The sequence below is a fragment of the Halorubrum pallidum genome, from assembly GCF_055380345.1.
Genome location: NZ_AP043945.1, coordinates 1733863 through 1759328 on the forward strand (window position 1 = coordinate 1733863; position 25466 = coordinate 1759328).

The window sequence follows — 25466 nt, forward strand, 5'->3', positions numbered from 1 at the left end:
AGGACATCGATTCCGGAATGAAAACTGTCGAGACGAACACCGATCAGAGATCAGCAATGCAACCAATCGATTCTCACACGCGTCAGATACCCCTGTCACCATTTCACTTCACCGTCGATGTCAGCGAACCATCTCCGATCGCAACTATGACAGGTTTGATTTCTCTAGCGGAGTGAACGATCCGTTGATATCCCACTCGTGGATGCAGTACACGTTGCCGGTTTCACCGGCAATCTGCCAGCCATCGAGATCGTCGTCCCACCGCTCCTCGCGGCCGCACAGCTCGCACTCGCGCTTTCGCGGCGGCGTGATGGTGACGCTCATACCTGAGAGAACGCACCGATCCAGCAAAAGGATACCGCTGTCTCGGATGACGTCAGTCACTACACGGGAGCGTTGCAGACCGAATAGACCGAGGCACTCACGTCCCAAATGCGTTCCAAATCACCGTCGGCGCACTGCGAATACGCCTGCCAAGACGAACGCGACGACTGCCGCGAGCGGGCCGAATCCCGGAACATCTTCCGCTGTCGCCCGAATCGGTGCGTTCTCGTAAGTCGGCGTCGCGGTGCGTCTCGTCGGGTCGGTCGTCCTGCCGGACTTCGGTGCCACGTCGCCGCCGGTCACCATCCCACCTTGACCGTCCACGACGGCGTCGGAACGCGATTGTCCCCTCTCGGTGAGGATCCCGGATTCAGTCTCCGACATGACGAGCGAAGCCGTCAGTGGAGGCGACATCGACGCTGTCAGCATATCCGCCGCTGGGCGAGTGCCAAACCGGATCCCGTTTCGAGAGGGAAGGTCACCCTCGGTGACTCCGTCGGACGGCCACGCGTCGCTCCGGCCGGCCGACAGCGTGCTGCCGCCGCTTCCACTGTCGATGCCCGCTGCGCCACTACTCCCTCCTGATAGGCCACCGCCTCCACCGCCTCCGCCCCCACTGCCTCCTCCGCCTCCCCCACCAGCACTACCTCCACCGCCACCACCCGCTCCGGCGCTTCCTCCGACAGATTCGTCATCGCCGTCGCTCCGCGTATCGTCGTCCTCGATCTCGAACGTCAGCGTCGTCGAGACGACGTGGTCGTCGTCCGGATCGCTCGTGGCGTCCCGCAAGGTATCGTCTGTGACGCGGAACGCGGCGGTAAACGATTCCCCGTCTGCTGGCGCGTCGTCGACTCCGAGCGCCTCGTTACCCTCGGCGACGAGGTATAGGCCGTGATCGTCGAGATACACGGACGAATTCTCGGGCGTGATTCCGATGTTGTCAGTCGTCGCGGCCGTCGCGAGTGACGGTTCGGTCGGCGTCACACCGAACTGGAGGCCGCCGAGTGCCGCAAGGTCGCGGCCGGTCCTGAGAGGAGCGTTTCTCGCGGCCGGTAGTCCGGCGAGCCCCGACGCGTTCACCGCGTATACGACCGTATCGGTCGCCCGGATCGACGACGATGACGCTATCGCCTCGGTGTCGATCGCCTCTCTGATCGCGCTGACGGAGTTGAACTCAGAGGGGCCGAACTGGTCGGTTGTGTACGCCGTTATCTCCTCAGTCGAACGGTTCTGAAGCGTTATTCGGGTCTCGTTTGTCGTCGTGACCGCATCGTACTCGGACCGAACCGCGATCTCGTATGCCCCCGATGAGAAAGATTCGTTGTCCGCTGCCACGTCCACAGACTCGACCGTCGCCCCCGGACCAACGGTGACCAGTTCGTCGCTCAGAGATGCGTTTCTCGCGGCGTAGGTGTTGAATTGTACCGGTGTCACGCCCTCGTTGGGAGTTGCGAGTTCGACAGTTGCGACAGTAGAATTGGATTCTACGTCTAAAAATGAGACATTAATATGAGGAGTGTTATGGTGAATAAAAGAGCGAAAATTGCCTCCAAGAGAGATACCGTCATTCGCACTACTTATATTCACAAATTGTTCGGAATATTCGACAATTTCGAAAGTGGTGCTTGGTTCAAATTCGCCACCAGTTAAGTAATATTCACCAGATTCCAGATTAGATGTGTTAAATGCAACATTTGTTGAATTATTTATATGGGTTCCCAAACTAGTTATAATTGAGGAATTATTACCATCAATTCTATTTAATTCAATATTTTCTGAAGTTTCTGTTTCAGTATCAAACCCGATGGTCTGACCGCCATATATAGTGCTATTTGAATAGTTTGCCGAGAAATAGTTGTCTGTAGCTAAATTACCATTTTTGTTCCGATCAAATTCTTCTAATACTGAGATTATGCTCCCATCTGAAACACCATTTTCAACAAATCCCGAATGTACATCAGTATTAGATAGAATTTGTGTATCAGTTAATTCAATATTGCTGCCTTCAGAGTATCCTCTTGCCAGTCGGATACTTGCCGCAAACTGATTACTATGCCAAATAGTGTTATTTTTTCCAGTTTTGTTTCTAATGTATAACTTGCTATTGTTGTTTACGCCTGTAAGAACATCTGAATAGCCATAGATTATGTCGTGTTTTATTTTCCCAGTGGTTGTTACTGGATGAAGGGAAATAATATATGGTGTATTTTCGTCTTGCCCATCTCTAAGTTCAGATTCTGCAATGATTATTTCAGATTCTATTTTTGATTCGAATGTTTGATTATTAAATCTGACACTACCTAAGAAACTATGAAAATCATCATAATGTAGCGCGGAGTTTATTGATGATTCCGCAAGATACTCACTGCCATCTTGTTCAATAATTTCAACATTCTCTGTTGGAATCAAGAAGGCGTTCATTACTCCACCAAAATTAGATTCTAATGTTATATTTCGTGATCCATCTAAGTAGCTTGCAGAATATGATTCCGCTCCTTCAATTCTCATTTGTTTTGTTCCACGAGTTATTATTATCGTAGAATCAACATTTGCGTCTGGGTTACTTATTGTGACGCCCGGCTTCGTTCTGGTACTGCTTGAAAAATATGTTGAGCCTGTAGCCTGATCAACTACGCTTAATGAGCCAGCTGCTATCTTAAATTTAGACGAAGTATATGTATTACCGCTTTCCGAGATCGTCTGATAACTACTGTCATTGCTCGTTACTCCCAGATGATATTGTATCTGATTAACTCCAGTTACTCTGGAAGAGTTGATTCCGGAGATCCCAATTTTTTGTATTTTAATTTCACCAGAGATACTATCTGGTTCTAGTGTAATTGACAACACTCGTGTATCCTCTTCACTCGTATCATTAATTCGTGTTACATTACCTCCAGACATATAGATTTCAGAAATTCTTGCATCTGAGAGATTAACATTTTCCAAATCTAATTCAGATATGTCGATATACAATTTGATCTCACTATTTTCATCGACCACATCATACTTAATAGATATATTAGTGGTATTTTGGGAATCACTATATGGATATACATTTTCAGGATCACCCGTTTTGTTTATTTCTGTACTATACGAATAGTCTGATTCAGCTGAGACCTCTCCGACACCAATGAATCCAACTGCCACAATCATAACCAACACTGCTGCTATAGCAAGCGGCACGTACCGAGGTGAACTTGTCCGGTCCATCGTGTTCGTCCACAGCGACCGGACCTGCAGCTAAGGGACTCTTGTGCCGAAAATTGGCACGACATCACGAGCCCACTACGTAACCGAAGTCTCACGTCGCGGGATAGTTCAACTCGGCGCGATAATTTATATATCAGTTACGGATGAGAAAGCTTCGCCCGACAGAAATAACCGACTCGATTGTTCGGACGGTCACTTCACGTCAACGTCTCATGGCCGGGCGAAGGCACAAAGTTCACGGTGTCCCGTGTGCGAGGTGTTCCAAATGGAACGCCGAGGACAAACAGGACTGGTGGAAGCGCTCCTCCTTGACGTGGTCCGTCTCCACGAGACGTGGATGGAAGTTGTCTTCCCCAGACAACTGGATCCGAGCACGGTGCTGGGAAAGTGGAAGCCGGAGACGACCACACAGACCATCGGATATAATCTCTGGGCCATCCTCGGTGCACCGCTCGTCGCGATCGCGTACCCCCTCCTGCTCGTCGGGTTCGCCACGCGATACTACGCTGCGAAACTCGATTCCGCAGTCGCCCGGTTCGGCGTTGCCGGCGCGGTCCTCGTTGCTGCGGTAGTCTGGGGCTCGCTCACGCTCATCGCACACCTACAGCTCCCGACCGACGTGATGCTTGGGATCGGAGGTGCAAGCGTCGTCGCCGTCATCTCCGCCGGGCTCGCTGCCGGCTTCTCGAAGGTAGGCGGGCGGTACGTGAGCGTCCTCCTCGCGTACCCATTCGCGATGACCGCGATCTTCCTCCCGCCGGTCGTCGCCGCACTGCTTACCCCGGCTATTTCCGACATCGTGCTCGATCCGAGCTACGAACTCGCGCGGTGGATACTCGACACGTTCCTCGCCGTCGGCGGGATCAACGAGACGCTCCGCGAGGCGTTCGACCTAGAGACGTTCGGCGCGCAGTGGGGCATCCCCGGACTGGGATACGTCCTGATGTGGGTCGGGATCTCGATCCCGCTCGGATGGTTCCTCGGACTGCTCGTCTCCCTCGCAAACCTGATCCGTCCGAAACCGGACGAGTGACGGATTCACCCCCGCTCTGAAGCGGGGATTCTCCTTGGTTCTCTGTAAGATCCGCTCACAGCCGCCATCTGGGTTCTGTCGGGAGTCTGGTACGGTTCTCTGAGTTCGCGTTCAGCCGTCCGTTCCGTCATCTCGGGCGCTCCGGCTGCGACGCTCGCCCGCTGTCTCGAAGGCCGACTCCGACCGAGTCTTGCTTCGACGACCCTCCAGTTCCGCGATCGCCTCGGTATCCGGGCTCGCGTCGTCGTCGATCCGCGCGAACGAACGGTGGACCTTCGTGTGACACCAGCGGCAGAGTGCGACGGTGATCTCGTGAGGTCCGACATCTGCGTCGTCCGAATTGTTTTCGTCTCCCGCCGGCGCGTCTCCGTTGGGCCGACCGTGTCCGTACGACAGATGGTGTTCTTCGACGAGCGGACGTGCGTCGTCGTGTGACAGTCGATGCTCCGCCAGTCCGCACCGTCGGCACTCTCGCCCGTCGGTCGTCGATCGGTAGTGCGAGCAGGCCTTCCAGTCCCCGTCTGCGCCGACGTGACACGCGTAGCCGTCCGTACGTCTGTCCGCGGCAAACGTGGGATCGTCCCCCGGTCGAGCCAACGCGAAGCGACAGCGACCGTCGTCGGTGAGATGATCGCAGACGCCGGCGACCGCGTACGGATCGTCGACGCCGACGGGAGTTCCGTCAGGCGTGTGTTCCATAGCTGAGGGTGCGCGTCGGTACACTTCAAACCAAGTCCGACCCCAAGAAGACCGGTTCGCTAGACGAGGCTCGCCCCGTCGAGGTCCGTTCGACCGTACTCGACGTTGAGCAGTCGGAGGAGGGTCGGCGCGATGTCGAGTAGGTCCGCGTCTTCGACTTTCGCGTCCGGATGGTCGATGAACAGTCCGGCGTCCTCGAACGTGTGCATGCCCGTCCGCGGGCCGTCGGGATCGAACATGTCGTCGTGAGGGCGGAAGCCGGATTTGAGGTCGAACCCTTCGTTCGGGATGACGACGAGGTCGGGCGCGATCTCGTCGTGGTCGCCGCGAAACACGGTCTCCCGCTCGACGACGCGCTTCGCGACGGGCTTTCCGTTCGGGCCCTCCCACGCCTTGAGCGCCGATTGAAGTTCGGCGCGGACCGTCTCGTATTCGGACTCGGGAACGGCTCCCGTCGGTTCGCGACCCTCTAGGTTGAGGTAGAATCGGCCGGGAACGAGCGAGTACGCTCGGGCGTCACCGTCGATGTCGGCGAGCGAGTCGTGCGCGTCGCTCGCGTACGAGAGCCACCCCTCCCGTTCGAGCCACTCGTTGCAGTACACGTCATAGCGCAGTCGCGTAAACCCGTGTGTGGACCCGACAACGAGGGTGACGTCGTCCGGGAGCCGCTCGCGGATCGTGCCGATGTAGTCGTCGAGCGTGGCGTAAAACGAGAGGAAGTCGTCGCGATACGGTCCGCCGTCGGCGTAGTCACTCCACAGGAAGTGGTTCATACGGTCTGGGGCGGTGAACACGCCGAAGAACAGGTCCCAGTCGTCCTCGCCGAGGTAGTGTGAGAAGGCCTCGTAGCGAGCATCGAGGGTCTCGCGGGCGTGCTCGATGAAGTCGGTCTTATCGGCTCTGTGCCCGAGCTTCGCGTTGACGGAGAGTCGGTAGCCGCTCTCCGAGAGATGCTTTCGGAGTTCGTCGGGGTGGGCGGCCGCGTCGATATCGGGCGAAAGGTAGCCGGAGACCATCCGCTGGACCGTTCGCTGTGGCGGGAAGGTGACCGGGACGTTCATCACCGTCGCGTCGAGCCCGGATTCGGTGGCACGGTCCCACACCCGGGTTGCCTGCACGTCACGACCCATCGGAACGTACGTGTCGTACGAGCCGATCTCGCGGTCTTGAAACCCGTACACACCGGTCTCACCGGGGTTGACGCCGCTTGTGAGTACCGGCCAGCACGCGCTCGAATCGGGCGGTACGGTGCTGTCGATCTGTCCACCGTCGCCGTCGTTGGCTATCGCCGACAGCGTCGGGAACGTGTCCGGATTGTCTGCGATGAGACCGTGCGGGAGGCCGTCGATCCCGAGGAACGCCACTCGCGGGGTGTCGTTCCCTCGCAGCCGGTCGAAGAGGCCCATACCATCTCATCCGTCGTGGAGGGCAAAAGGGTTCACATCGGTCGCCGACGCCGACAGCTGTCGATGGGCTCCGTTCGACCGTTCCTCGGGACCCTTTTCAGGTCGGCCGTCGAGATGCCTCCATGGAGACGCGACGCGCGCTGTTCGTCGACGCATTCACGGACGAACCGCTGGCCGGGAACGTCGCCGGGGTCGTGCCGGAGGCGACGGGGCTGAGCGACGATCGCATGGCGCAGATCGCCGCGGAGTTCGGCGCCTCCGAGACCGCGTTTCTCTCTGCGGCCGACGAGAGCGACGAGGGGGACGGTGCGGAGATCGACGAGCGGATCCGCTATTTCACTCCCTCGGCCGAGGTGGATCTGTGCGGCCACGCGACCGTCGCGAGCTACGCCGCGCTGTACGCGGATGGTACGGTCGACGCGGGCGAGCGAACCGTCCGGACGAACGCCGGCGATCTCGCTGTTCGGATCGACGATGACGGAACGGTCTGGATGCGACAGAACCCCCCGACCGTCGACGTGATCAGCCCGGATCGGCTCGACGCGAACTGCCTCGGAGACGCGCTCGGCGTCGACCCGGCGGCGCTCGCCGACATCGGTGCAGATCTTCCACCCGCCGTCGCGTCGACGGGACTCCCGTGGCTCGTCGTTCCCGTGAACTTCCTTCAGCGACTCGGCGAGGCCGACCCGGACGCGACCGCGATCGAGGCCCTCTCGGACGAGTTCGACGTGGCGGGCGTGTACGCGTTCACCTTCGACACGCTGGAGGCCGAGTCGACCGTGCACGGGCGAGCGTTCGCGCCGGCGGTCGGGATCGACGAAGACCCGGTGACGGGAACCGCGAGCGGTGCCGTCACCGGGTATCTCCGGGCCGTAGAAGCCTTCGACGGCGAGTTCCCCGACGAACTGCGGTTCGAACAGGGACACTTTCTCGATCGGCCGGGGCATGTCCGGACCCGTCTCGACGACGACGATGTCTGTATCGGTGGGACGGCCGCGGTCTCCGCGGAGATCGATCTCCGGCTGCCAGCGGACGACGGCGACGGAGATGGGATCATCGAAGCCTGAGCGCCACCGTGTGTCGGCGCCGACTCGGTTCTGTGTCCCTCTGCGATACGGAAACATGGGAGACACTGGCCGAACGCTTAGGGTCGCGCAGGCCGTACCGGGCGTATGGACTTCGACCTGCCACGCGCGGCCGCGCTGCTGATACTGATCGTCGCGATCGGAGCCGGCGGCCTGATCGGAGCCGGGATGATGCCGCTCCAGACGACGCTGATGATGGTCGTGCCCTCGATGCTCGTGTTCGGAGCCGTCGCGTTCGCCATCGGCGTGAAACACAGACAGTTCCGCGCGACGCGGGTGTAAGTCGACTCGCCTTCGGAAACGGACCCGTCATCCCGAGATCAGAACCGGAACCGCGACGCTTTTTGAACATCGCCGAGAACGCAGAGCCGTGTCACCCGGCCCGCCGCTGATCGAACTCCTGTTGCTCGCCGGCGGTGCCGCTCTCCTGTACATCGGTGCTGAGCTGCTCGTTCGGGGTGCGAGTGACCTCGCGTTGGCGCTCGGCCTGAAGGCGTCGACCGTCGGCGTCACCGTCGTCGCGTTCGCGACCACCACCCCAGAGCTGTTCGTCTCGCTTCTGGGGGCTATCACGGTGTCGACGGACACGGGACTGGGAGCGATCGTCGGTTCGAACGTCGCGAACATCGGACTCGTGCTCGGGGTCTCCGCGCTGATCCGTCCGCTGGACATCTCGGACACCGTGTTGCGGCGACACGTCCCGTTCATGGTGCTCGCCGCGCTGTTGCTCGCCGGACTGGGCTGGGACGGGCGTATCGGCGCGCTCGACGGGATCGTGCTCCTCGCGACGCTCGTCGCGTTCACCGCCGTGATCATGCGTCGAATCCGCGAGACGCAATCGACGATCACGGACGCCGAGCGCGAGGTGATGCCCGACGCGAGGCTGCGAGACGTCGCCGCGGTCGCCGGCGGGCTCGTCGCGCTCGTCCTCGGGTCCCGCTGGCTCATCACCGGCGGGCAGTCGCTGCTGGCAGCCGCCGGCTTCTCCGACCTGTTCATCGGACTCACGGTGCTTGCGCTCGGCACTTCACTGCCGGAACTGGCTGCGAGCGTCGTCGCCGCCATCCGTGGAGAAGCGGAATTCAGCGTCGGCAACGTCGTCGGATCGAACATCTACAACGTGCTCGCCGTCATCGGTATCGTCGCGCTCGTCACGCCGATCAGCGTGAGCCCCGGCGTGCGCGAGTTCGAGCTTCCCGCGCTCCTCGCGTTCACCGGACTGGTCGTCGGGTTGATGTACCGCCACGAGCGAGTTTCCCGACTCGACGGCGCCGTCCTCGTCGCCGGCTATCTGGTGTTTATTTTTCTGTTACTGCCGTAGTGCCGGGCGTCACTTTCGCGCGACGATCCGAAGCACGTCCTCGTCGGCCAGTTCGTGGCCCTTTCCGACCTGCTGGTCGTCGTGTTTGGCGCTCGGTCCCGAGACGCGCGCGAACTTGAATCGCTCGTCGAATTCGCCGCCGATCTTCTCGCAGGCGTCGCCGACGGTGTCGCCCTCGAAGAGGACCAGCGGTTCCTCGTAATCGACGCCGCGACCGGGCTTGTCCATGTAGATCCGAATGAGCCCGAGTTCCTCCCAGAGTCGTTCTTTGAGCCCGTCTAACCCGAGGTTCTCCTCGGCCGAGATGAAGATGACGTCGTCGGGATCGAGGTCGCGCTCGCGGAGTTCCCGCTTGACCGTCGGGAGGTAGTCCTTGTCGATGAGGTCGGCCTTGTTCACGGTGACCATCGAGGGGAGGTACTCTCGGTTGTCCATCACGGCGTCGACGAGTTCGTCGATCGTGAGGTCGTGGGGGATCGTCACCTTGGCGTTGACGTAGCCGTACTCGCGGAGCACCTGCTTGACGGTGTCCTCGGCGAGGCTCACGTCGTCGCTCATCGTCACCCCGATGCCGTCTTTGTGCGTCTTCCGAATGTTGATGTTCGGCGGCTCGGTGTCGAGCCGGATGTTCGTGTTGTACAGCTCCTCGCTCAGACGGTCGTACTGTTCGATCTCGAAGACGGAGAGGACGTACACGACCAGGTCCGCGGTTCGGACGACGGAGAGCACCTCCTTCCCGCCCCCGCGTCCGCCCGCCGCCCCTTCGATCAGCCCCGGCACGTCGAGGATCTGGATGTTCGCACCGCGGTACATCAGCATCCCCGGATTGACGTCGAGCGTCGTGAACTCGTAGGAACCGACCTCGCTGTCGGCGTTGGTGAGGGCGTTGATGAGCGTCGATTTGCCAACGCTCGGGAACCCGACGAGCGCGACCGTGGCGTCGCCGTGCTTCTCGACGGCGTAGCCGTGTCCGCCGCCGGCGGAGGACTGGTTTTCCAGTTTCTCCTTTTTCTCCGCGAGTTTCGCCTTCAGTCGCCCGATGTGTGCCTCGGTGGACTTGTTGTAGGGCGTCCCGGCGATCTCCTCGCGGAGGTCCTCGATCTCTTCCTCCAGTCCCATTGGTGTACCGTCGGCCGCTCGGCTCGTTAAAGGTGTTCTTTCTGACTGCCGGACTGCGGGTCGCCCACGTGGCAGCGGTCGTCTCGACCGATCGCGTCAATCGGTGTCGCCCATCGTGTCGACGCTTCGACACAGTTATATTCGCTCCGTCTGATCTGCCTGTACACCGAATGCCCGATCCGTCGAGCCTCCGTGACAGCACGCAGATCGTCCTTCCGTGTCACGCGCTCGACGGTCTTCGCGACCGGATTCACGAGCGCTTCACCGTGACCGTTGTCGAATCGAACGGGTGCTCTCGTATCATCGGTAGCCCCGTCGAAATCAAGGCGGCGAGCGACTACCTCGCGCGGAACGGCGTGGCCGTCACGTGAGTCCTCACCCATAGCCGTTCGTTCCGGATCCGGAACCATCGTGTCGAGACACCGGGGTCTCGATGGGAATCCGACGACACGACGCCGCTCGATCGGCGCGAAGTGTCCGTCGATCTGCCTCCACCGGCTGCGGCCGGTGGCGTCCCGCAGTCAGCCGACGATACCGACGAGAAGCTGAATCGAGATGACGACGAGGAACACCAGCCCGGTCGCGAACGACCCGGCCGCAACTCCGTGTGCGTTTCCGAGCCCACGGCCGCGGGCGCCGAAGTATGCGCCGAGGAAGACGAATCCGACCAAGAGCAGTCCGACGGCGGCGTACACAAGCGAGAGGAGGGTGCCGGCGAGCGCCTCTGGAATTCCGAAATTGCCGACGGCGAGCAGCGTCACCGCACCCATACCGACGGTGACGGTGATGAATCCGATCGCCCAGACGACCGGCGTCCCGGCGATGTCGCTCAGCGTTTCGGTGACCGCGGCGTACCGATCTTGTTCGTCCGCTCCGGGGGCCGTTCGTTGCGCGCCGATCCGGGCCACGGCGACGAACGTGGCCACGACGAGCAGCCCCATCAGTGCCGTGCTCAAAAGCGTGAGTGAGACCATGGTGAGTTCGTTGTTGTTCCGTCCGTTCGCGCGTACAAATAGCCTTCGACACGTTCGGTTTCGGGAGCGGCGGACGTCTCTCACCGACGCGTCACACGAGATATCAAACGCGAGACGAGAGGGCCTCCGACTTGCTACACAAGAGCTAAGTGTGCCATCGCCAAGGAGGGTACAAGAGCAGACAGACGAACATGATAGATACAGTGATACTGCAACAGGGAACCGGCTGGCGCGCACAGGCGGAGGTGTTCGACGAGATCTTCTTCGTCTTCCTCGCGCTGGGCACCCTTATCGGTACGATTGTCATCTCGTACACGCTGTGGAACGTGTACAAGTACCGCGACGACGGCGGGGAGCCGAAAGACGACTTCGACGCGCCGGTCGTCGGCGAGCTTCCGACGGGACAGGGCGGTCCGAAAGCAAAGAAACTCTTCCTCTCCTTCGGTCTGAGTGCCATCGTCGTCATCAGTCTCGTCGTGTACGCGTACGGGATCCTCCTCTACGTCGAAGAGGGACCGGACACTGGCGACGAGGGCGACATCGAGATCCTCGTCGAGGGGTACCAGTTCGGCTGGGAGTACGAGTATCCGAACGGCCACACCGAGACCGGCGAGATGATCGTTCCGGCCGACCAGCGGATCGACATCGAGGTGACGTCTAGAGACGTGTGGCACAACTTCGGCTCCTCAGAGTTGCGAATAAAATCGGACGCTATCCCCGGAGAGACCAGTAGCAACTGGTTCTCCGTGAGTTCTGAGGAGGTCGAAGCGCAGGGCGGCGAAGCGACGTACATGGTCGAGTGCTTCGAACTCTGCGGCTCGGGGCACTCTGCGATGAAGGGACAGATAACCGTGATTCCGCAAGACGAGTGGGAAGAGTGGTACGCGGGAACCGGGAGTGAAAACGGCACCGAGAACAGTTCCAACATCGGCGGCGCTGCCGCCGGAGGTGTCCCCGCATGAGTGAGCTTCCGCCGACGACGTCGGTGAAACGGTGGCTCGTTACGACGAACCACAAGGACATCGGAATCCTGTACACGATCACGGCCCTGTTCTTCCTGCTCTTCGGTGGCGTTCTCGCGCTGCTCATCCGAGTGCAGCTGTGGGACCCGGCGAATCAGGTGCTCTCCGGGCTCGCGTACAACGAAGCGGTCACCGCCCACGGGCTGATAATGGTGTTCTGGTTCCTCTCGCCGTTCGGGTTCGGATTCGCGAACTACTTCGTGCCGTTACAGATCGGCGCGGACGACCTCGCGTTCCCGCGACTGAACGCGCTCTCGTACTGGATGTATCTGTTCTCGGGTATCCTCCTCGGGATCAGCTTCTTCCAGGGCGGCACACTGAACGCCGGCTGGACGATGTACGCACCGCTCAACATACCGATGTACACGCCGAGCATCGGATCGACCGGCGCGGTGCTCGCGCTCGCGATGTTCGTCATCGGTGTCACCGCGTCGACGGTGAACTTCCTCACCTCGATCCATCACTCCCGCGCAGAGGGGATGGGTATCATGGATATGCCGATGTTCACCTGGTCGATGCTGGCGACGGTGTGGATGATGCTGTTCGCGTTCGCGGCGCTGCTCGCCGTCGGCCTCATCCTCGCGTCCGACCGCGTGCTCGGGAGCGTCTACTTCTCCGCGACTGAGGGAGGATCTCTCCTGTGGGGCCACCTGTTCTGGTTCTTCGGTCACCCGGAAGTGTACATCGTCTTCTTCCCGGCGCTCGGAGCGATGTTAGAGCTGTTCCAGACGTTCTCTGGACGTCGGCTCGTCGGCCGGAAGTGGGTGATCATCTCAATCTGCCTGATCTCGGTCCAGTCGTTCCTCGTGTGGATGCACCACATGTTCCTGACGACGATCAATCTCGAGATCAAGACGTTGATGATGGCGACGACCATCGGCATCTCACTCCCCTTCGATCTGGTCGTCTTCTCGCTCATCTACACGCTGATCAAGGGGCGGATTCAATTCACGACGCCGTTCCTCTTCGCTTTCGGCGCACTGCTGCTGTTCATCCTCGGAGGTATCACCGGCGTCTTCCTCGGCGCTATCGTGCTCGACTACGAATTCCGCGGCACCTACTGGGTGGTCGCGCACTTCCACTACGTGATGTTCGGGGGCGCGACGGCGCTGTTCGGCGCGGCGTACTACTGGTTCCCGAAGATGACCGGGAAGATGTACGACGAACTCCTCGGAAAGATCCACTTCGTGCTGTTCTTCATCGGGTTCAACGCGGTGTACTTCTCGATGTTCCTCGGCTGGGAGACTCCCCGCCGCGTCTTCGAGTACAACCCCGCGTTCCAGATTTACCACCAGATCGGGACGATCGGCGCGTTCCTGCTCGGGTTCTCCTTTTTCATCATGTTCTACAACTTCGCGAAGTCGTTCGTCTCCGGCCCCGACGCCGGCCCCAATCCGTGGGACTACTCACGGACCGCGGAGTGGGCGGTACCGTCGCCGCCGCCGCTTGAAAACTGGTCGAACCGCCCCTCGTACGCGTCCGGGAAACTGGAGTTCGTCAAAGACTACGTGCCCGACGGCGGCCCGGCAGTGAAAACCGACGACAGCGGCGACGTCGCCACGGACGGCGGCGACAGTCACTCGGCGCACATCAACGAGTATCCGTACTGGGACAAACACCCGAGCCACGCGAGCATCTGGCCGCTCGCGCTCTCGTTCGCGCTCGGGGTGCTGTTCCTCGGACTCTCCGGGTTCCACGACAACGTCGTCTTCGAACTCGGCGAGTCGCTCGCGTCGACGACCGTGACCATCTCCAACCCCGTCTACCCGATCCTCACCGTCGTGGGGCTCGTAGGTCTCATCGGGAGCGGAGTGAAGTGGGGGCTCGAAGACTTCTACGCGCCGCCCACCGAGTTCGCTGAGCGGTGGCCGTTCAACGGCGTCGAGAAGGTCAAACTGGGCATGTGGTTCTTCCTCGCGTCCGACGTGATCGTCTTCGGCGCGTTCCTGTCGGCGGCGATCTTCGTCCGCTACAACGCCGGCTGGCGCACGTGGTCGCCGCTGACCGAGTCGCTGCCGGGGCTGATCAACACGTTCGTGCTGCTCACCTCGTCGTTCACCGTCATCCTCGCGCTGGTAGCGGCCCACCGGAAGAGCCGGCAGGGGCTGCTCGCGTCGCTCGGAGCGACCATCGCGCTCGGATTCGCCTTCTTGGCGATCAAGCTGTGGGAGTGGCACCACGAGATATTCGACGTGGGCGTCACCATCGCACAGAACTCCCACGGTGACCCGATCCAGGCGTCGATCTACTACGTGACGACGGGACTCCACGGGATTCACGTTGTCGGTGGTCTCCTGATCGCCATCTTCCTGTTCTACAGGGCGTATCAGGGCCATTACATGGAAGACGAACGCCCGATCGAGTACTTCGGACTCTATTGGCACTTCGTCGACATCGTCTGGGTGTTCATCTTCCCGCTGTTCTACCTCTTCTGAGGGGATCGCCCCTTCGAACGTCGGTGCCGATCTCCGTTCTGCAGTTCGCTAGCGTGTCTCGCGAAACGCGACTCGTGCTGGGAGAGTCACTCGGACGCGGCGAGTGCTCGGTGCGTTTATGTGGCGCAAACGCCGAGAGGCGGTATGTTCGGAGTTCCGACCGGTGAGTTCCTGTGGGGCGTCGCGTTCGCGGTGCTCGGGGTCGGATCGTGGGGACTCGGTCTCGGGATCGCGTATCTACTGTACCGCCGATGGCGCGGTGACGGTCCGCACAACGGTGAGTAGCTGCGGAACACCTCGGTGACGGGCCGCCAGCGACGCGGCCTCAAGACGAAATCGCCGACGAGAGGACGCCGAGAAGAGTTCACGCCGGCGGAACCTGCGATACGGGCGACGTGTCAGTACGCCGCGTCCCACCGGGAGGGTTTGCGGCGGTTCCCGCAGTCTGCACACTCCATCCGGTCCATCGTGTCGATAGCGATGTTCGTCCCCTCGCAGTCGCCACAGAAGTAGCCGTACCGCTGTTCTCTGTCCGGGTCGGTGTACGCGACATAAAACGGCGCGAGCGATCCACGCTCGCTCTCGTCGAAGGCGACGTAGAGGCGCTCGCCGTCGTCCGTCTCGACGACGCCCTCGGAGATGCCGGTCAGCCTGCTGAGCTGTTTCCGGTAGCCTCGCTCCTCGAAGGTTTCTTGACCGATCTCGACGGCACGTTCGTCAACCAGTTCGTATCCCTCTGACTCGTAGAACACGGTACCAGCCTCGTTGGTGGCGAGCACGCGCGCCTCGATGCGGTCGACGTCCGCATCTTTGAGTTCCGACTCGACGAACGCCAACAGCGCGGAGCCGATCCCCGACCCGCGGTGGTCCGGATGGACGTGCAGCCAGTCGATTTCGCCGACTCGTTCGCGCCGACCGATCACGTAGCTCTCGGCGAACCCGACCACCTCGCCGTCAACGACGGCGACGGGACACACCGTCTCGTCGTCGTCGATGTCGTCGTCGAGGTCGGACGGGTCGTACCACTCGTCGACCGCCTCTTCGAGGAGCGCTCGGTCGACCGCGTGCTCGTAGGAGGCAACGAGTGACTCACGGGCGACCTGTCGGATGGCATCGATGTCGTCGGTCGTCGCAGCTCGCAGTTCCATGATGCGACATTCTCCCGCGACTACAAAAAACACGCCCGAACGTGTCAAATCTCTCGTTCGGGAATCTCCGCGTTTGCGAACGACTCACACCGCACAAGACGCCGACTACGAGATGGAGTACGTCGCCGCCGCCATCAGGAGCATCGTGAGTGCGAGCGCGAGCGTCATCACGTAGGTCAGAGAGCGGTTCTCCCACCGGAGGTGTTGGAAGTACGCGACGATGAGGAGCGTCTTCACCGTCGCGATCACCAGCGTCCCGCCGAGCGCCTGCGCGTACGTGAAGTTGAGGAAGTCGGCCTCGAAGAGAACGAAGTTCAGCGCCGCCGCGATCAGGAGCGCGACGTATATCGCCGAGTACAGTTTGAGGGAATCGGACGACATTGCTTGGATTCCCCTTCGTCCGTGTGCTTAAAGAATTAACCATCCGAGACCCGTCTCGGCGGTGTCGATCGCTTCCTGCCTCCGTCAGATGCGGACCGAAAACGCGCCCCGAAACGCATATTTACGCGACGCACCGACCACCCGTCGGTCACAGACCTCCGACCGGACCACACCGTGGACGCGCTCGAACCGACGGACGATCTGCTGGAATCGCTGTACGTCGTCAACAAGGCCGCAAAGCAACTCGCAGACGAGGCGACCGCCGCGTATGACCGCGGCGACGTCACCGAGAGCAACGTCCGTTCCGCGCGCAAGGACGCGCTGTATCGGACGAAGACGGACGTGATCGCTCGTGTCGTCGCCCACGATCCCTCCCACGTCACCGGGGAATACCACTCCATACACGGCGACGTCTGGCTCTTCTTGCGGATCGGCGATTGGCGATTCCACCAGCCACCACACGCGATCGGACGCGATCTCACCGATCAGATACAGACGGAGAACGACCGTTCGGAGCCGATCGACGCGCCGTACGTTCGCGACTCGTCGATCACTCGGTCGGATCGAACCCTGGAGGAGGCGCTCTCGCGACTGGCCGACGCAGGCATCAACGCCAACGACCACCTCGCCCGTTCGACCGTCACGAGCGAGCACGACCGGATCGTCGACGTTCGGTGGTCTCACCTCCCCTAACGCTCCGCCGGACGGAGCGCGGTGCGTGCGGTGATCTCGTTCGATTCTCGACCGACTGGCGTTCGAGCCCTCACCCCTCGACGACGTCGATTCCGCCGAGCATCCCGCTCGTCTGGTGTGGCAGACAGTAGTACAGTTGGACGCCGGCGCTCTCGAACGTCTGCTCGAAGGTGGTCCCCTCCTCGGTCACCGCGCTGCCGCTGTCGAAGTCGGTGTCGGAGTCGTCCGCAGACTGGACGTTGTGTGCGCCGCCCTGACCGCTCCACTCCCAGACGACGGTCGTTCCCGCGTCGATGCGGATCGCCGCGGGGTCGAACGCGTATCCGACTTCCCCCGCGCCGACGCTGACGGTCACTTCGTCTTCGCCCGTGTAATCGAGGATGGTCCCCTCGTAAAGGCGCGCGTCGGAGAGGTACTCGTCTATCGCGCTCGGAACGTCGTCAAGCGCCTCCGCGCCCGATCCCCCGTCGGATCCGCTCTCTCCGTCGCCACCGTCACCACCGCCGCCGGAGCACCCGGCGAGGGTGCCGAGCGTCAGTACGGCTCCGGTTCCGGCGACGTACCGTCGTCTGGATAGTCTCTCGGGCATCGCCGATCAATAGGGGACGAGAGCATACAAACCCCTTGACTGTTATCCGGACTCGGGACCGCGCTGTCCGTTTATAGCGGCGGGTTTATTCGACGGCGGTACGCCCGTCCGTTCATGCGGGAGGACGAACTAGCGACGCGCGTCGTCGACCACTACACGGCGGTCTATGAGGATCCCGAGATCCGGTTGGAAGAGCCGTACGACGCCGACGGTCGTCGCGGGGTCGCCGACGTGTACGTTCGTCTCCGCACGCCGGAGCGCGTCGATCACGTCGTCGAACTTAAAGGGGACGCGGCGGTGCGACGCGCGACCGGCGCGAACGAGGTGCTCCGACAGTACCGGCGGATGGAGCGGTACTTCCACGCGGATTCGACCCACGCGATCCGCCCGAAACTCCGGCGCACCGAACCGGGCGCGCACTTCCTCCTGTGTTTCGCGCCGACCCCCGCGTGCGTCTATCACGTCGCGACTCACAGGGGGTTGTACGCGTCCGTCGACGTTTCCGGCCGCGTCGACGACGTGCCTGCCGTCCGAACCGTCGCGTTTCTCACGGGTCTCGACGGCGAGCCGTCCGACCTCGGATTCGTCTCGATCAACGCCGACGCCCCGTTCGGGTCCGGCGCGTTCTTCGAGGCGGTCCCCCGCGACTCTCGACTCGCGGACAGTCTCGGCCGGGTCGATGACGACGTGATCGACCCGGACGACTCGGAGTGAACGGCGTGCCCGCCGTCGCCGGCGCGGACGGACCGTCGCCGCTTTATGCCTCTCCCGCCGTGGTCACGCATGAGCGACTGGGTGAGCCTGTTTTCGGGCGGGAAAGACTCCTCGTGGGCGCTGTATCGCGCCCTCCAAGAGGATCTCGACGTTTCGCGGCTCCTGACGGTCCATCCCGCGGGCGACTCGTACATGTACCACACGCCGGCGACCGAGCTCGCCGGACTCGCGGCAGAGAGCGTCGGCGTCGACCTCGTCGAGGTCTCTCCGGAGGACTTCGGCGCGGACGACGTGGACGACGCGGGCGCACAGGGCGACGCCGAACTGGAGCCGATGGAGGCGGCGCTCCGCGAGACGGCCGCGGACGGCGAGTTCGACCTCGCCGGAGTCACCGCCGGCGCGGTCGAAAGCGAATTTCAGACGAGTCGGATCCGGGAGATGTGCGATCGGCTCGGGATCGATCTGTTCGCGCCGCTGTGGCGGGAAGACCCCGTCGACCTCGCCGAGGCGATGTTCGACGCGGGCTTCGATATCCGGATCGTGCAGGTCGCGGCGTACGGACTCGACGAGTCCTGGCTCGGGCGACGCTACGACGCGGGCGCGCTCGACGAACTGCTCGACCTCCGCGCGGAGTACGGCGTCCACCCGCTCGGGGAGGGCGGCGAGTTCGAGACGTACGTCGTCGACGGGCCGCACATGGACCGCCGGATAGCGATGGAGACGGACGCGGTCTGGGAGGGCGACCGGGGACACCTGACGGTTCGAAACGCTCGGCTGGAGTGACCGCGAGACCCGCGTGGTGCGTGCGACCGGCCTAGGGCCAACTGCCCGCCTGATCGTACGCGCTCACGATCCGCTCGATGGCGACTATGTACGCGGCGGTCCGGAGGTTCGCCGCGTCGTTCGACTCGTAGGCGTCGACGAGGTCGTCGAACGCCTCGACTATCACGCGTTCGAGCTCCTCGTTGACACGCTCTTCCGTCCAGCTGAATCGCTGGCGGTTCTGTACCCACTCGAAGTACGAGACGGTGACGCCGCCCGCGTTCGCGAGGATGTCCGGGATGACGTGAATACCGCTGTCAGTGAGTACGTCGTCCGCGTCGGGCGTGAGCGGGCCGTTGGCCGCCTCGACGATCAGGTGGGCGTCGACCTCGCGAGCGAGGGACTCGTCGATCGCGTTCTCGAGGGCCGCCGGGACCAACACGTCGACGTCGAGCGTGAGCAACTCGTCGTTCGTGATCGCCTCGGTGTCGCCGTACCCGGACACGGATCCGGTGTCGGCCTTGTGGGCCTTCACGTCGCTCGGATCGAAGCCGTCCGAATCGTAGACCCCTCCGGAGGAGTCGGAGACGGCGACGATTCGAGCACCGAGGTCGGCGAGCAGCGCCGCGGCGACGGACCCCGCGTTCCCGTATCCCTGCACGGCGACCGTCGCGCCGTCGAGGTCGCGGTCGAGCCAGTCGAACGCCTCGCGGGCGGACAGCGCGACCGAGCGCCCGGTCGCCTCGACGCGTCCCTCGCTGCCGCCGGAGTCGAGCGCCTTCCCGGTGATGACGCCCGGCGCGGTGGTGTTCTCCAGCGTCTCGTAGGTGTCTTTGATCCAGTTCATCTCCCGCTGGCCGGTGTTGACGTCCGGCGCGGGAATGTCGCGGTCCTCGCCGATGAGCGGTCGAAGTTCCGTCGCGAACGCGCGCGTCAGCCGCTCCAGTTCGGCCTCTGAGTAGTCGGCCGGGTCGATCGCGATGCCGCCTTTCCCGCCGCCGTACGGGATCCCGACGATCGCACACTTGTAGGCCATCCACCCGGAGAGCGCTTTCACCTCGTCGCGGGTGACGTTCGGATGATACCGGATGCCGCCCTTGTACGGTCCTCTGTCACCGTTGTACTGCGACCGATACGCCCGTACCGTCTCGAGTGACCCGTCGTCGAGTTCGAACGTCAGGTTCGTCTCCAGCACCCGCTCGGGGTTCTTCAGGCGCTCGATGACGCCCGGCGGCGCGTCGAGCGACGCGGCGGCGTCGTCCACCTGTTCTTGTAAGCTCTCGAATGGGTTGGCCTGGTCAGGCATACGGTCACGTCTCCCGGCGGTAGATTTAGTTGTGGCGAACAGCCCAAAACGTGTAGCGGCGATACGCCGCGGGACGGACTCCGAGAAATCCGCGACTTCGTCACTCGCGGTCGGTGACAACAGGGAACTCACTGGGACGCACTCACCGATCCGTGTCCGCCGCCCGTTCGAGGATCTTCTCTGCCCGCGCGATGAGCGGCGCGTCGATCATCTCTCCGTCGACTCGAAACGTGCCGCGGTCTCGTTCGTCCGCCTCGTCGCGGGCGTCGAGCACCGCCTTCGCCCACTCGACGTCCTCGCCGTCGGGCGTGAACGCCTCCATTATCGGTTGTATCTGCGCCGGGTGGATCGCCAGCTTCCCGTCGTAACCCAGCGAGAACGCGAACTCGGCGTCCCGTCGGAGCCCCTCGGTGTCCTCGAAGTCGGTGTACACCGTATCGAGCGCGTCGACTCCGCCGGCGCTCGCCGCGAGCACGACGTGCTCGCGGGCGTACAGGACTTCCGTCCCCTCGTCGGTACGGCTCGCGCCGATATCGGCCGCGAGGTCCTCGGCGCCGAAGGCGAGCGCCGTCGTCGGCGCGGCGGCGGCGATCTCGCGTGCGGAGAGCACGCCGGCCGCGGTCTCGACGAGCGCGAACACCGCCGACTCGATCCCGCGTTCCGCACACAGCGTCGCGACGGCGTCGACGCGCGCGGCCGACTCGACTTTCGGGAGCATGACCGCGTCGATCGGGGAGTCGCGTTCGCCGCCGCCGGTTCGCGCGGTCGTACCTCCCACCGCGTCGAGATCCGCGTCCGGGTCCGTCGCCGTCAGCCGCACGCACACCTCCGCGTCGGGAGCGAACGAGGGGTCCGCGAGCACCGAGGAGACAGCGCTTCGCGCCTCGTCTTTCCGTGCGGGGGCGACGGCGTCTTCGAGGTCGAAGCAGATCACGTCCGCGTCCGAATCCGGCGCCTTTCGCATGAGATCCGGACGGTCTCCGGGAGAAAACAGGAGACTTCGTCGAGGCATGCCGGGAGATCGCTTCGCACGGACATAAATCGACGCGATGGCGACCCGACACGCATCGACACGATGGCGACCCGACACGCATCGACGCGGTGGCGACCCGATACCCCGACGAACGGTACCGATTTGCACGCGGAGCGAGATTATCCTCTATGCCCGGACGCTACTACGAGGAGTTCACGGTCGGCGAGACGATCGAGCACGCGACTCGACGAACGGTGAGCGAGAGCGACAACCAGCGGTTCTGCGACATGACGATGAACCGACAGCCGCTCCACCTCGACGCCGACTTCGCCGGCGACACGCAGTTCGGCGAGCGCGTGGTCAACGGGCTGTACACCATGTCGCTCGCGGTCGGGCTGTCCATCCCGGAGACGACCGACGGGACGATCGTCGCGAACCTCTCGTACGACGACGTCGAGCATCCGAACCCGGTGTTCCACGGCGACACGCTCCGCGCGCGCTCGACCGTGACGGACGCGAGCGAGACGAGCGACGGCGAGCGCGGGATCGTCACCATGCGGGTCGAGGCGTTCACCGTCGATGACGGCGACGACACCCTCGTCTGTGCGTTCGACCGGACGGTGCTCTCGAAGAAGCGATCTCTCGCGGACGGCGACCGGGAAGGCGTTGACGGCGGCCGCGCGGACGACGGCGGCCGCGCGGACGACGCCGACCAGTGAGGTGCCACAGACGCCGTCGGTTCACTCCTCCGCCAGCAGCAGACCGAGGTACGAGGTTCTGACCTGTTCGGCGCCGTCGAGCCCGAGCGTGGCGAGCACGTCGAACGCCGCGTCACGCGCCGACGCGACGGCGGACTCGGTTTCGACCTCGCGTTCGATCTCGACGAACTCGCCGAGGCCGTCGACGCGGTCGAGCGTGACCGTGTACCCCTCGAACCGCCAGAACTCGCGGCGTTTCTCGACGGTCGCTGCGGGCTCGAATCCGAGCCCGGCGAAGATTCCCGCGGCGGCCTCGTCGTCGTCGACGCCCGTCTCGTGTTCGACGCGAGTCTTCGATTCCTCGTCGACGAGCGGGCCCTTGTAGGTCAGTTTCGTCGTCTCGGTGGCGTCTTCCTCGCTATCCGAACCGGACCCAGTCGCCCCGGCTCGCGACGCCGAAAGCGGCGTCTCTCGACGGAGTCGAAGCGCCTCGTCGGTCCGGGCGAAGTCGCGGTGCGGGGCGTCGTAGTACACGTCGCGCTGGCGGCGAGCGTCGACGCGGTCGGCGTCGGCTCGACGCAGTCGCTCCCTAACGGTGTCGACGTCCGCCGGCACCTTGATCTCGACCTCGTACATGCCCGTGCGTCCGGCGGGGGCGGTGTTAAGCGCCGCGGGAGCGGGCTCCGTCTCCCGAGGTCGCTTCTCCCGCGTACAGCCCCCACGGCAGAGGGAAGGACGCGAACACCGGCGTCGCCGGGTCGAACCGTGCGCCTTAAGGGTGTAACAGGTGACCTTGCGGGTATGAGCGATCAGGAGCAAGCGGACGCGGCCGAGGACGCCGACGCCGAGACCGAGACCGCCGGACTGGAAGACGGCGATTTCGTACGAGTCGCGTACACTATCCGAACCGCGGACGACGACCGCGTCATCGACACCACCGACGAGTCGATCGCCGAGGAGGCGGAGATCGACACGGACGAACACGAGTTCGAGCCGCGCGTCATCGCGCTCGGTGCCGGCCACGTGTTCCCGGCCGTCGAGGAGGAGTTCGAGGGCGCGTCAGTCGGTGACGAAGGGACCGTCGACGTCCCCGCCGACGACGCCTTCGGCGCGTACGACCCCGACGAGGTCGAGACGGTGAAGGCCGACAAGATCCCCGAGGACAGCCGCTACCCCGGCGCGCAGGTCCAGATCGACGGCCAGCAGGGCTACCTCGAAACGATCATCGGCGGCCGCGCGCGCGTCGACTTCAACCACCCGCTCGCCGGCGAGGACCTCGAGTACGAGTACGAGATCCTCGAAGCGATCGACGATCGCGAACAGCAGGCGGCCGGCATGCTCGGCATGTACCTGCAGGACGCGCCCGAGGTCCGCATCGAGACGGTCACCGAGGAGGAAGAGAGCGTCACCGAAGACGACGACGGCGAGGAAGTCGTCGAGACAGAGGAGGTCGAGAAGGACGTCCTCTACGTGACGGCGACGCAGGCGATGCAGATGAACCAGCAGTGGATGTTCCAGAAACAGCAGATCGCACAGGATCTGATGAGCCGTCTGGACCTCGACCGCGTCGTCGTCGAGGAGGTCATCGAGGGCGGCGGCATGGGCGGACTCGGCGGCATGATGGGCGGCATGGGCGGAGCCGATGCCGGCGACATCGAGGAGGCGCTCGAAGACGTCGACGTCGACGCCGACGAGATCGCAGACGAGATCGACGACGCGTAACGCCGTCGTCCGTGTCTCGAACCGATTCCTTTTGAACGCCGGTTCACCCACTGAGTGACATGGAACTCGAACGCGCCCGCGAAGACGTCCTCGTCGCCGCGAGTGCCGGGGCGACGACCGTCGCTCTCGCGCTGCTGTCCGGCGTCGTCGGCGTCGCCGACCTCGCGACGCTCCCGACGCTCGCGCCGCTCGCCGTCTACGCGACGTACCTCTTCTCGCGGAAGGGCGGCCCGTACGGATCGCTCGACCGCCCGCGCAACTGGGCGATAGCGGCGGTCGCGGCCGGAGCCGTCGTTCTCGTCGTCAGCGCGGTCGTGTGACTGTCGGAGGTTCGACGGGGTCGCGTGCTGCCGGAAGTTCGACAGGGTCGCGTGACAACTGACGGCGACCGAGACGCCGCTTCAAGCGATATCTCGGCTCGTGTCCACGGTGACCGAATCGGTGAGTTTCAGTTTCAGCGGCTCTTCGAGGGCCGCGCCCCCGCGGAACTTCGGCACGATGAGCCGGTTCGCGATCTCCGTGCCCGTCACCGTGGTTCGGAGGTCGAAGACGATGTCGGCGATCTGCTCCGTCACGGTCCGGTTACGCCCGTCCGTCTTCCCCTTCAGCGCGTGTAACACGGCGATTCCGCCCGCATCGACGACCCGCCGACGGACGCCGTTGAGGAATGCGCGATAGCTGTTCCGGTCACCGGCCTCGAACGGGCCGACGGAATCGACCACGAGGGTTCCCCGCTCCGGGAGGCCATCGGCGACCGCGAGCGCGTCTTCGATCGGATCCGCCTCGTCGACGGCGCTTACGACGACGCCCTCCTCTTCGTCCCCCGTAGATCCCGTGTCACGCGTCAGCCCGTCCTCCACGGCCTCCGGTGAACGAACGGTCGTGAGATACCGGCACTCCCGAACGCGAGAGAGCCGATCGATGATCAGTTCCGACTGACTCGCGGGATCCGCCGTCAGGACGACGACACTACCGCTCGGGAGCCCGCCGCCGAACTCCCTGTCCAGCACCGAGATCCCGGTCGGAAGCGTCTCCATACGATCGCTGCCCGCTCCGGGGCTTTGGCTCTGTCGGTGACCCACCGCGTCGCCCTCCGAACGCGCGCTCACGCGACGCGCCAGTCCGAGGCGATGTCACGCCGAACGAGCCGCCGCGCGAGGTCGTCGTACCCCGACTGCACCGCCGGGTCCGAGAGCGGCTCCGCGTTCGCTTGGGGAATGCGTCCGAGGACCGGACAGTCGAAGAGGTCGCCGACGCCCTCCGGAACCGACGCGGCTCGCACGGCGACGACGCCGATCGGTGGACAGCCGAGCCGACGCGCGATCGCCGCCGTTTTGACCGCGTCGCGGAGCGCGGGCCGACGGAGCGGCGTCACGAGGAGACACCGGTCCGCCGCACGAAGCGGTGCGGCGACGTCAGGCGACGCGCCGACCGGACAGTCGAGGAGCGTCGGCATCGTCGGGGGCACCGCGGCGTCGAGCGACGCGAACGCGGCGTCGGCGCGGACACCGTCCGGCGACCTCGGAGGCGCGAGAACGACCGGTCTCGAACGATTCGGACGGATCTGACCGTCCGCACTGGGCGCCTCGGTGATCGTTGGCTGAGCGGCGGACGACGAGGTGGTCGACCGCGGCGGTTCCTCCGATCTCGTCTCCGCTGCCAGCCCCGCCAGGTTCGGGAGGTCCCAGTCGGCGTCGGCCGCGACGACGGACGCCCCACGCCGGGACAGCGCCCGCGCGAGCCCGACGGTCGTGGTCGTCTTTCCGCTTCCGCCCTTCCCGCCGGCCACAGCTATCACGGCGGGGCGTGAGTCGGCATCCGATATAAGAAGTACAGACCGTAGCCGTCG

Annotated in this window: 28 protein-coding genes; 14 read left to right on the forward strand and 14 right to left on the reverse strand. The window is 63.3% G+C overall.

Annotation, left to right across the window (positions count from 1 at the left end; translation table 11 throughout):
* Nucleotides 1–144: 144 nt before the first annotated feature.
* On the reverse strand, nucleotides 145–324 hold the full coding sequence (locus ACZ45C_RS10435; RefSeq protein ID WP_460559028.1) for an HEWD family protein: 180 nt from the start codon (nucleotides 322–324) through the stop codon (nucleotides 145–147).
* A gap of 120 nt (nucleotides 325–444) precedes the next feature.
* Nucleotides 445–3537 (reverse strand): PGF-CTERM sorting domain-containing protein, encoded by a 3093-nt coding sequence (locus ACZ45C_RS10440; protein WP_460559030.1) that lies wholly within the window; start codon nucleotides 3535–3537, stop codon nucleotides 445–447.
* Between the two features lie 292 nt (nucleotides 3538–3829).
* On the opposite strand from ACZ45C_RS10440, the gene ACZ45C_RS10445 reads away from it, so the two are divergent.
* Nucleotides 3830–4570 (forward strand): hypothetical protein, encoded by a 741-nt coding sequence (locus ACZ45C_RS10445; RefSeq protein WP_460559032.1) that lies wholly within the window; start codon nucleotides 3830–3832, stop codon nucleotides 4568–4570.
* Between the two features lie 111 nt (nucleotides 4571–4681).
* Here the strand turns inward: ACZ45C_RS10445 and ACZ45C_RS10450 are convergent, their stop codons facing one another.
* Nucleotides 4682–5269: a DUF7097 family protein gene (locus tag ACZ45C_RS10450; protein ID WP_460559034.1), complete on the reverse strand. Its 588-nt coding sequence runs from the start codon at nucleotides 5267–5269 to the stop codon at nucleotides 4682–4684.
* 59 nt (nucleotides 5270–5328) lie between these two features.
* Nucleotides 5329–6675, reverse strand: coding sequence for an alkaline phosphatase family protein (locus ACZ45C_RS10455; RefSeq protein ID WP_460559036.1), 1347 nt, complete (start codon nucleotides 6673–6675; stop codon nucleotides 5329–5331).
* A gap of 122 nt (nucleotides 6676–6797) precedes the next feature.
* Between ACZ45C_RS10455 and ACZ45C_RS10460 the strand changes: the two genes are divergently transcribed.
* The 3 genes from ACZ45C_RS10460 to ACZ45C_RS10470 all read left to right on the forward strand — a co-directional run bounded on the left by ACZ45C_RS10460 (nucleotide 6798) and on the right by ACZ45C_RS10470 (nucleotide 9081).
* A complete protein-coding gene (locus tag ACZ45C_RS10460) occupies nucleotides 6798–7742 on the forward strand; it encodes a PhzF family phenazine biosynthesis protein (protein WP_460559038.1) in 945 nt (314 codons plus the stop codon).
* 105 nt (nucleotides 7743–7847) lie between these two features.
* Nucleotides 7848–8042 (forward strand): DUF7333 family protein, encoded by a 195-nt coding sequence (locus tag ACZ45C_RS10465; RefSeq protein WP_460559040.1) that lies wholly within the window; start codon nucleotides 7848–7850, stop codon nucleotides 8040–8042.
* Between the two features lie 88 nt (nucleotides 8043–8130).
* Complete coding sequence (locus ACZ45C_RS10470; RefSeq protein WP_460559042.1) at nucleotides 8131–9081, forward strand: calcium/sodium antiporter; 951 nt, start codon at nucleotides 8131–8133, stop codon at nucleotides 9079–9081.
* A gap of 9 nt (nucleotides 9082–9090) precedes the next feature.
* On the opposite strand, the gene ACZ45C_RS10475 is transcribed toward ACZ45C_RS10470, so the two are convergent.
* A complete protein-coding gene (locus ACZ45C_RS10475; RefSeq protein ID WP_460559044.1) occupies nucleotides 9091–10200 on the reverse strand; it encodes an OBG GTPase family GTP-binding protein in 1110 nt (369 codons plus the stop codon).
* Nucleotides 10201–10370: 170 nt separating this feature from the next.
* Between ACZ45C_RS10475 and ACZ45C_RS10480 the strand changes: the two genes are divergently transcribed.
* The gene (locus ACZ45C_RS10480; RefSeq protein WP_460559046.1) at nucleotides 10371–10571 is read left to right on the forward strand and encodes a VNG_1110C family protein; all 201 of its coding nucleotides are present in this window, start codon (nucleotides 10371–10373) and stop codon (nucleotides 10569–10571) included.
* Nucleotides 10572–10721: 150 nt separating this feature from the next.
* Here the strand turns inward: ACZ45C_RS10480 and ACZ45C_RS10485 are convergent, their stop codons facing one another.
* The gene (locus tag ACZ45C_RS10485; protein WP_460559048.1) at nucleotides 10722–11174 is read right to left on the reverse strand and encodes a hypothetical protein; all 453 of its coding nucleotides are present in this window, start codon (nucleotides 11172–11174) and stop codon (nucleotides 10722–10724) included.
* Nucleotides 11175–11365: 191 nt separating this feature from the next.
* Here ACZ45C_RS10485 and coxB point away from each other — a divergent pair, with 191 nt between their 5' ends.
* The 3 genes from coxB to ACZ45C_RS10500 all read left to right on the forward strand — a co-directional run bounded on the left by coxB (nucleotide 11366) and on the right by ACZ45C_RS10500 (nucleotide 14916).
* On the forward strand, nucleotides 11366–12136 hold the full coding sequence (gene coxB, locus ACZ45C_RS10490) for a cytochrome c oxidase subunit II (RefSeq protein ID WP_460559050.1): 771 nt from the start codon (nucleotides 11366–11368) through the stop codon (nucleotides 12134–12136).
* Nucleotides 12133–14631 (forward strand): cbb3-type cytochrome c oxidase subunit I, encoded by a 2499-nt coding sequence (locus tag ACZ45C_RS10495; RefSeq protein ID WP_460559052.1) that lies wholly within the window; start codon nucleotides 12133–12135, stop codon nucleotides 14629–14631. Before coxB ends, ACZ45C_RS10495 begins: the two co-directional genes overlap by 4 nt.
* Nucleotides 14632–14775: 144 nt before the next feature.
* Nucleotides 14776–14916: a hypothetical protein gene (locus ACZ45C_RS10500; protein WP_460559054.1), complete on the forward strand. Its 141-nt coding sequence runs from the start codon at nucleotides 14776–14778 to the stop codon at nucleotides 14914–14916.
* A 113-nt stretch (nucleotides 14917–15029) separates the two neighbouring features.
* Here ACZ45C_RS10500 and ACZ45C_RS10505 read toward each other — a convergent pair whose 3' ends face one another.
* Nucleotides 15030–15779, reverse strand: a complete 750-nt coding sequence (locus ACZ45C_RS10505; protein WP_460559056.1) for a GNAT family N-acetyltransferase — start codon at nucleotides 15777–15779, stop codon at nucleotides 15030–15032.
* 105 nt (nucleotides 15780–15884) lie between these two features.
* Nucleotides 15885–16160 (reverse strand): cytochrome C oxidase subunit IV family protein, encoded by a 276-nt coding sequence (locus tag ACZ45C_RS10510; RefSeq protein ID WP_460559058.1) that lies wholly within the window; start codon nucleotides 16158–16160, stop codon nucleotides 15885–15887.
* Between the two features lie 174 nt (nucleotides 16161–16334).
* On the opposite strand from ACZ45C_RS10510, the gene ACZ45C_RS10515 reads away from it, so the two are divergent.
* Entirely contained in the window at nucleotides 16335–16853 is a 519-nt protein-coding gene (locus ACZ45C_RS10515) for a hypothetical protein (protein WP_460559060.1), read from the forward strand.
* 70 nt (nucleotides 16854–16923) lie between these two features.
* Here the strand turns inward: ACZ45C_RS10515 and ACZ45C_RS10520 are convergent, their stop codons facing one another.
* Complete coding sequence (locus ACZ45C_RS10520) at nucleotides 16924–17442, reverse strand: halocyanin domain-containing protein (protein WP_460559062.1); 519 nt, start codon at nucleotides 17440–17442, stop codon at nucleotides 16924–16926.
* A gap of 114 nt (nucleotides 17443–17556) precedes the next feature.
* Between ACZ45C_RS10520 and ACZ45C_RS10525 the strand changes: the two genes are divergently transcribed.
* Complete coding sequence (locus ACZ45C_RS10525; protein WP_460559064.1) at nucleotides 17557–18156, forward strand: hypothetical protein; 600 nt, start codon at nucleotides 17557–17559, stop codon at nucleotides 18154–18156.
* A gap of 69 nt (nucleotides 18157–18225) precedes the next feature.
* A complete protein-coding gene (locus ACZ45C_RS10530) occupies nucleotides 18226–18939 on the forward strand; it encodes a diphthine--ammonia ligase (RefSeq protein ID WP_460559066.1) in 714 nt (237 codons plus the stop codon).
* A gap of 31 nt (nucleotides 18940–18970) precedes the next feature.
* On the opposite strand, the gene ACZ45C_RS10535 is transcribed toward ACZ45C_RS10530, so the two are convergent.
* Together ACZ45C_RS10535 and ACZ45C_RS10540 are read right to left on the reverse strand one after the other, a co-directional pair.
* A complete protein-coding gene (locus tag ACZ45C_RS10535; RefSeq protein WP_460559068.1) occupies nucleotides 18971–20224 on the reverse strand; it encodes a Glu/Leu/Phe/Val family dehydrogenase in 1254 nt (417 codons plus the stop codon).
* Nucleotides 20225–20366: 142 nt separating this feature from the next.
* Nucleotides 20367–21236, reverse strand: a complete 870-nt coding sequence (locus tag ACZ45C_RS10540) for an HpcH/HpaI aldolase/citrate lyase family protein (RefSeq protein WP_460559070.1) — start codon at nucleotides 21234–21236, stop codon at nucleotides 20367–20369.
* A gap of 149 nt (nucleotides 21237–21385) precedes the next feature.
* On the opposite strand from ACZ45C_RS10540, the gene ACZ45C_RS10545 reads away from it, so the two are divergent.
* Nucleotides 21386–21916 (forward strand): MaoC family dehydratase, encoded by a 531-nt coding sequence (locus tag ACZ45C_RS10545; protein ID WP_460559072.1) that lies wholly within the window; start codon nucleotides 21386–21388, stop codon nucleotides 21914–21916.
* A gap of 21 nt (nucleotides 21917–21937) precedes the next feature.
* Here ACZ45C_RS10545 and cyaB read toward each other — a convergent pair whose 3' ends face one another.
* Entirely contained in the window at nucleotides 21938–22531 is a 594-nt protein-coding gene (gene cyaB / locus ACZ45C_RS10550; RefSeq protein ID WP_460559074.1) for a class IV adenylate cyclase, read from the reverse strand.
* 165 nt (nucleotides 22532–22696) lie between these two features.
* On the opposite strand from cyaB, the gene ACZ45C_RS10555 reads away from it, so the two are divergent.
* Both ACZ45C_RS10555 and ACZ45C_RS10560 read left to right on the forward strand, forming a co-directional pair.
* On the forward strand, nucleotides 22697–23617 hold the full coding sequence (locus ACZ45C_RS10555) for an FKBP-type peptidyl-prolyl cis-trans isomerase (protein ID WP_460559076.1): 921 nt from the start codon (nucleotides 22697–22699) through the stop codon (nucleotides 23615–23617).
* Nucleotides 23618–23676: 59 nt separating this feature from the next.
* Nucleotides 23677–23937, forward strand: a complete 261-nt coding sequence (locus ACZ45C_RS10560; RefSeq protein ID WP_460559078.1) for a hypothetical protein — start codon at nucleotides 23677–23679, stop codon at nucleotides 23935–23937.
* 81 nt (nucleotides 23938–24018) lie between these two features.
* On the opposite strand, the gene ACZ45C_RS10565 is transcribed toward ACZ45C_RS10560, so the two are convergent.
* Complete coding sequence (locus ACZ45C_RS10565; RefSeq protein ID WP_460559080.1) at nucleotides 24019–24654, reverse strand: RAD55 family ATPase; 636 nt, start codon at nucleotides 24652–24654, stop codon at nucleotides 24019–24021.
* A gap of 68 nt (nucleotides 24655–24722) precedes the next feature.
* Nucleotides 24723–25415, reverse strand: coding sequence for a MinD/ParA family ATP-binding protein (locus ACZ45C_RS10570; protein ID WP_460559082.1), 693 nt, complete (start codon nucleotides 25413–25415; stop codon nucleotides 24723–24725).
* Between the last annotated feature and the right edge of the window lie 51 nt (nucleotides 25416–25466).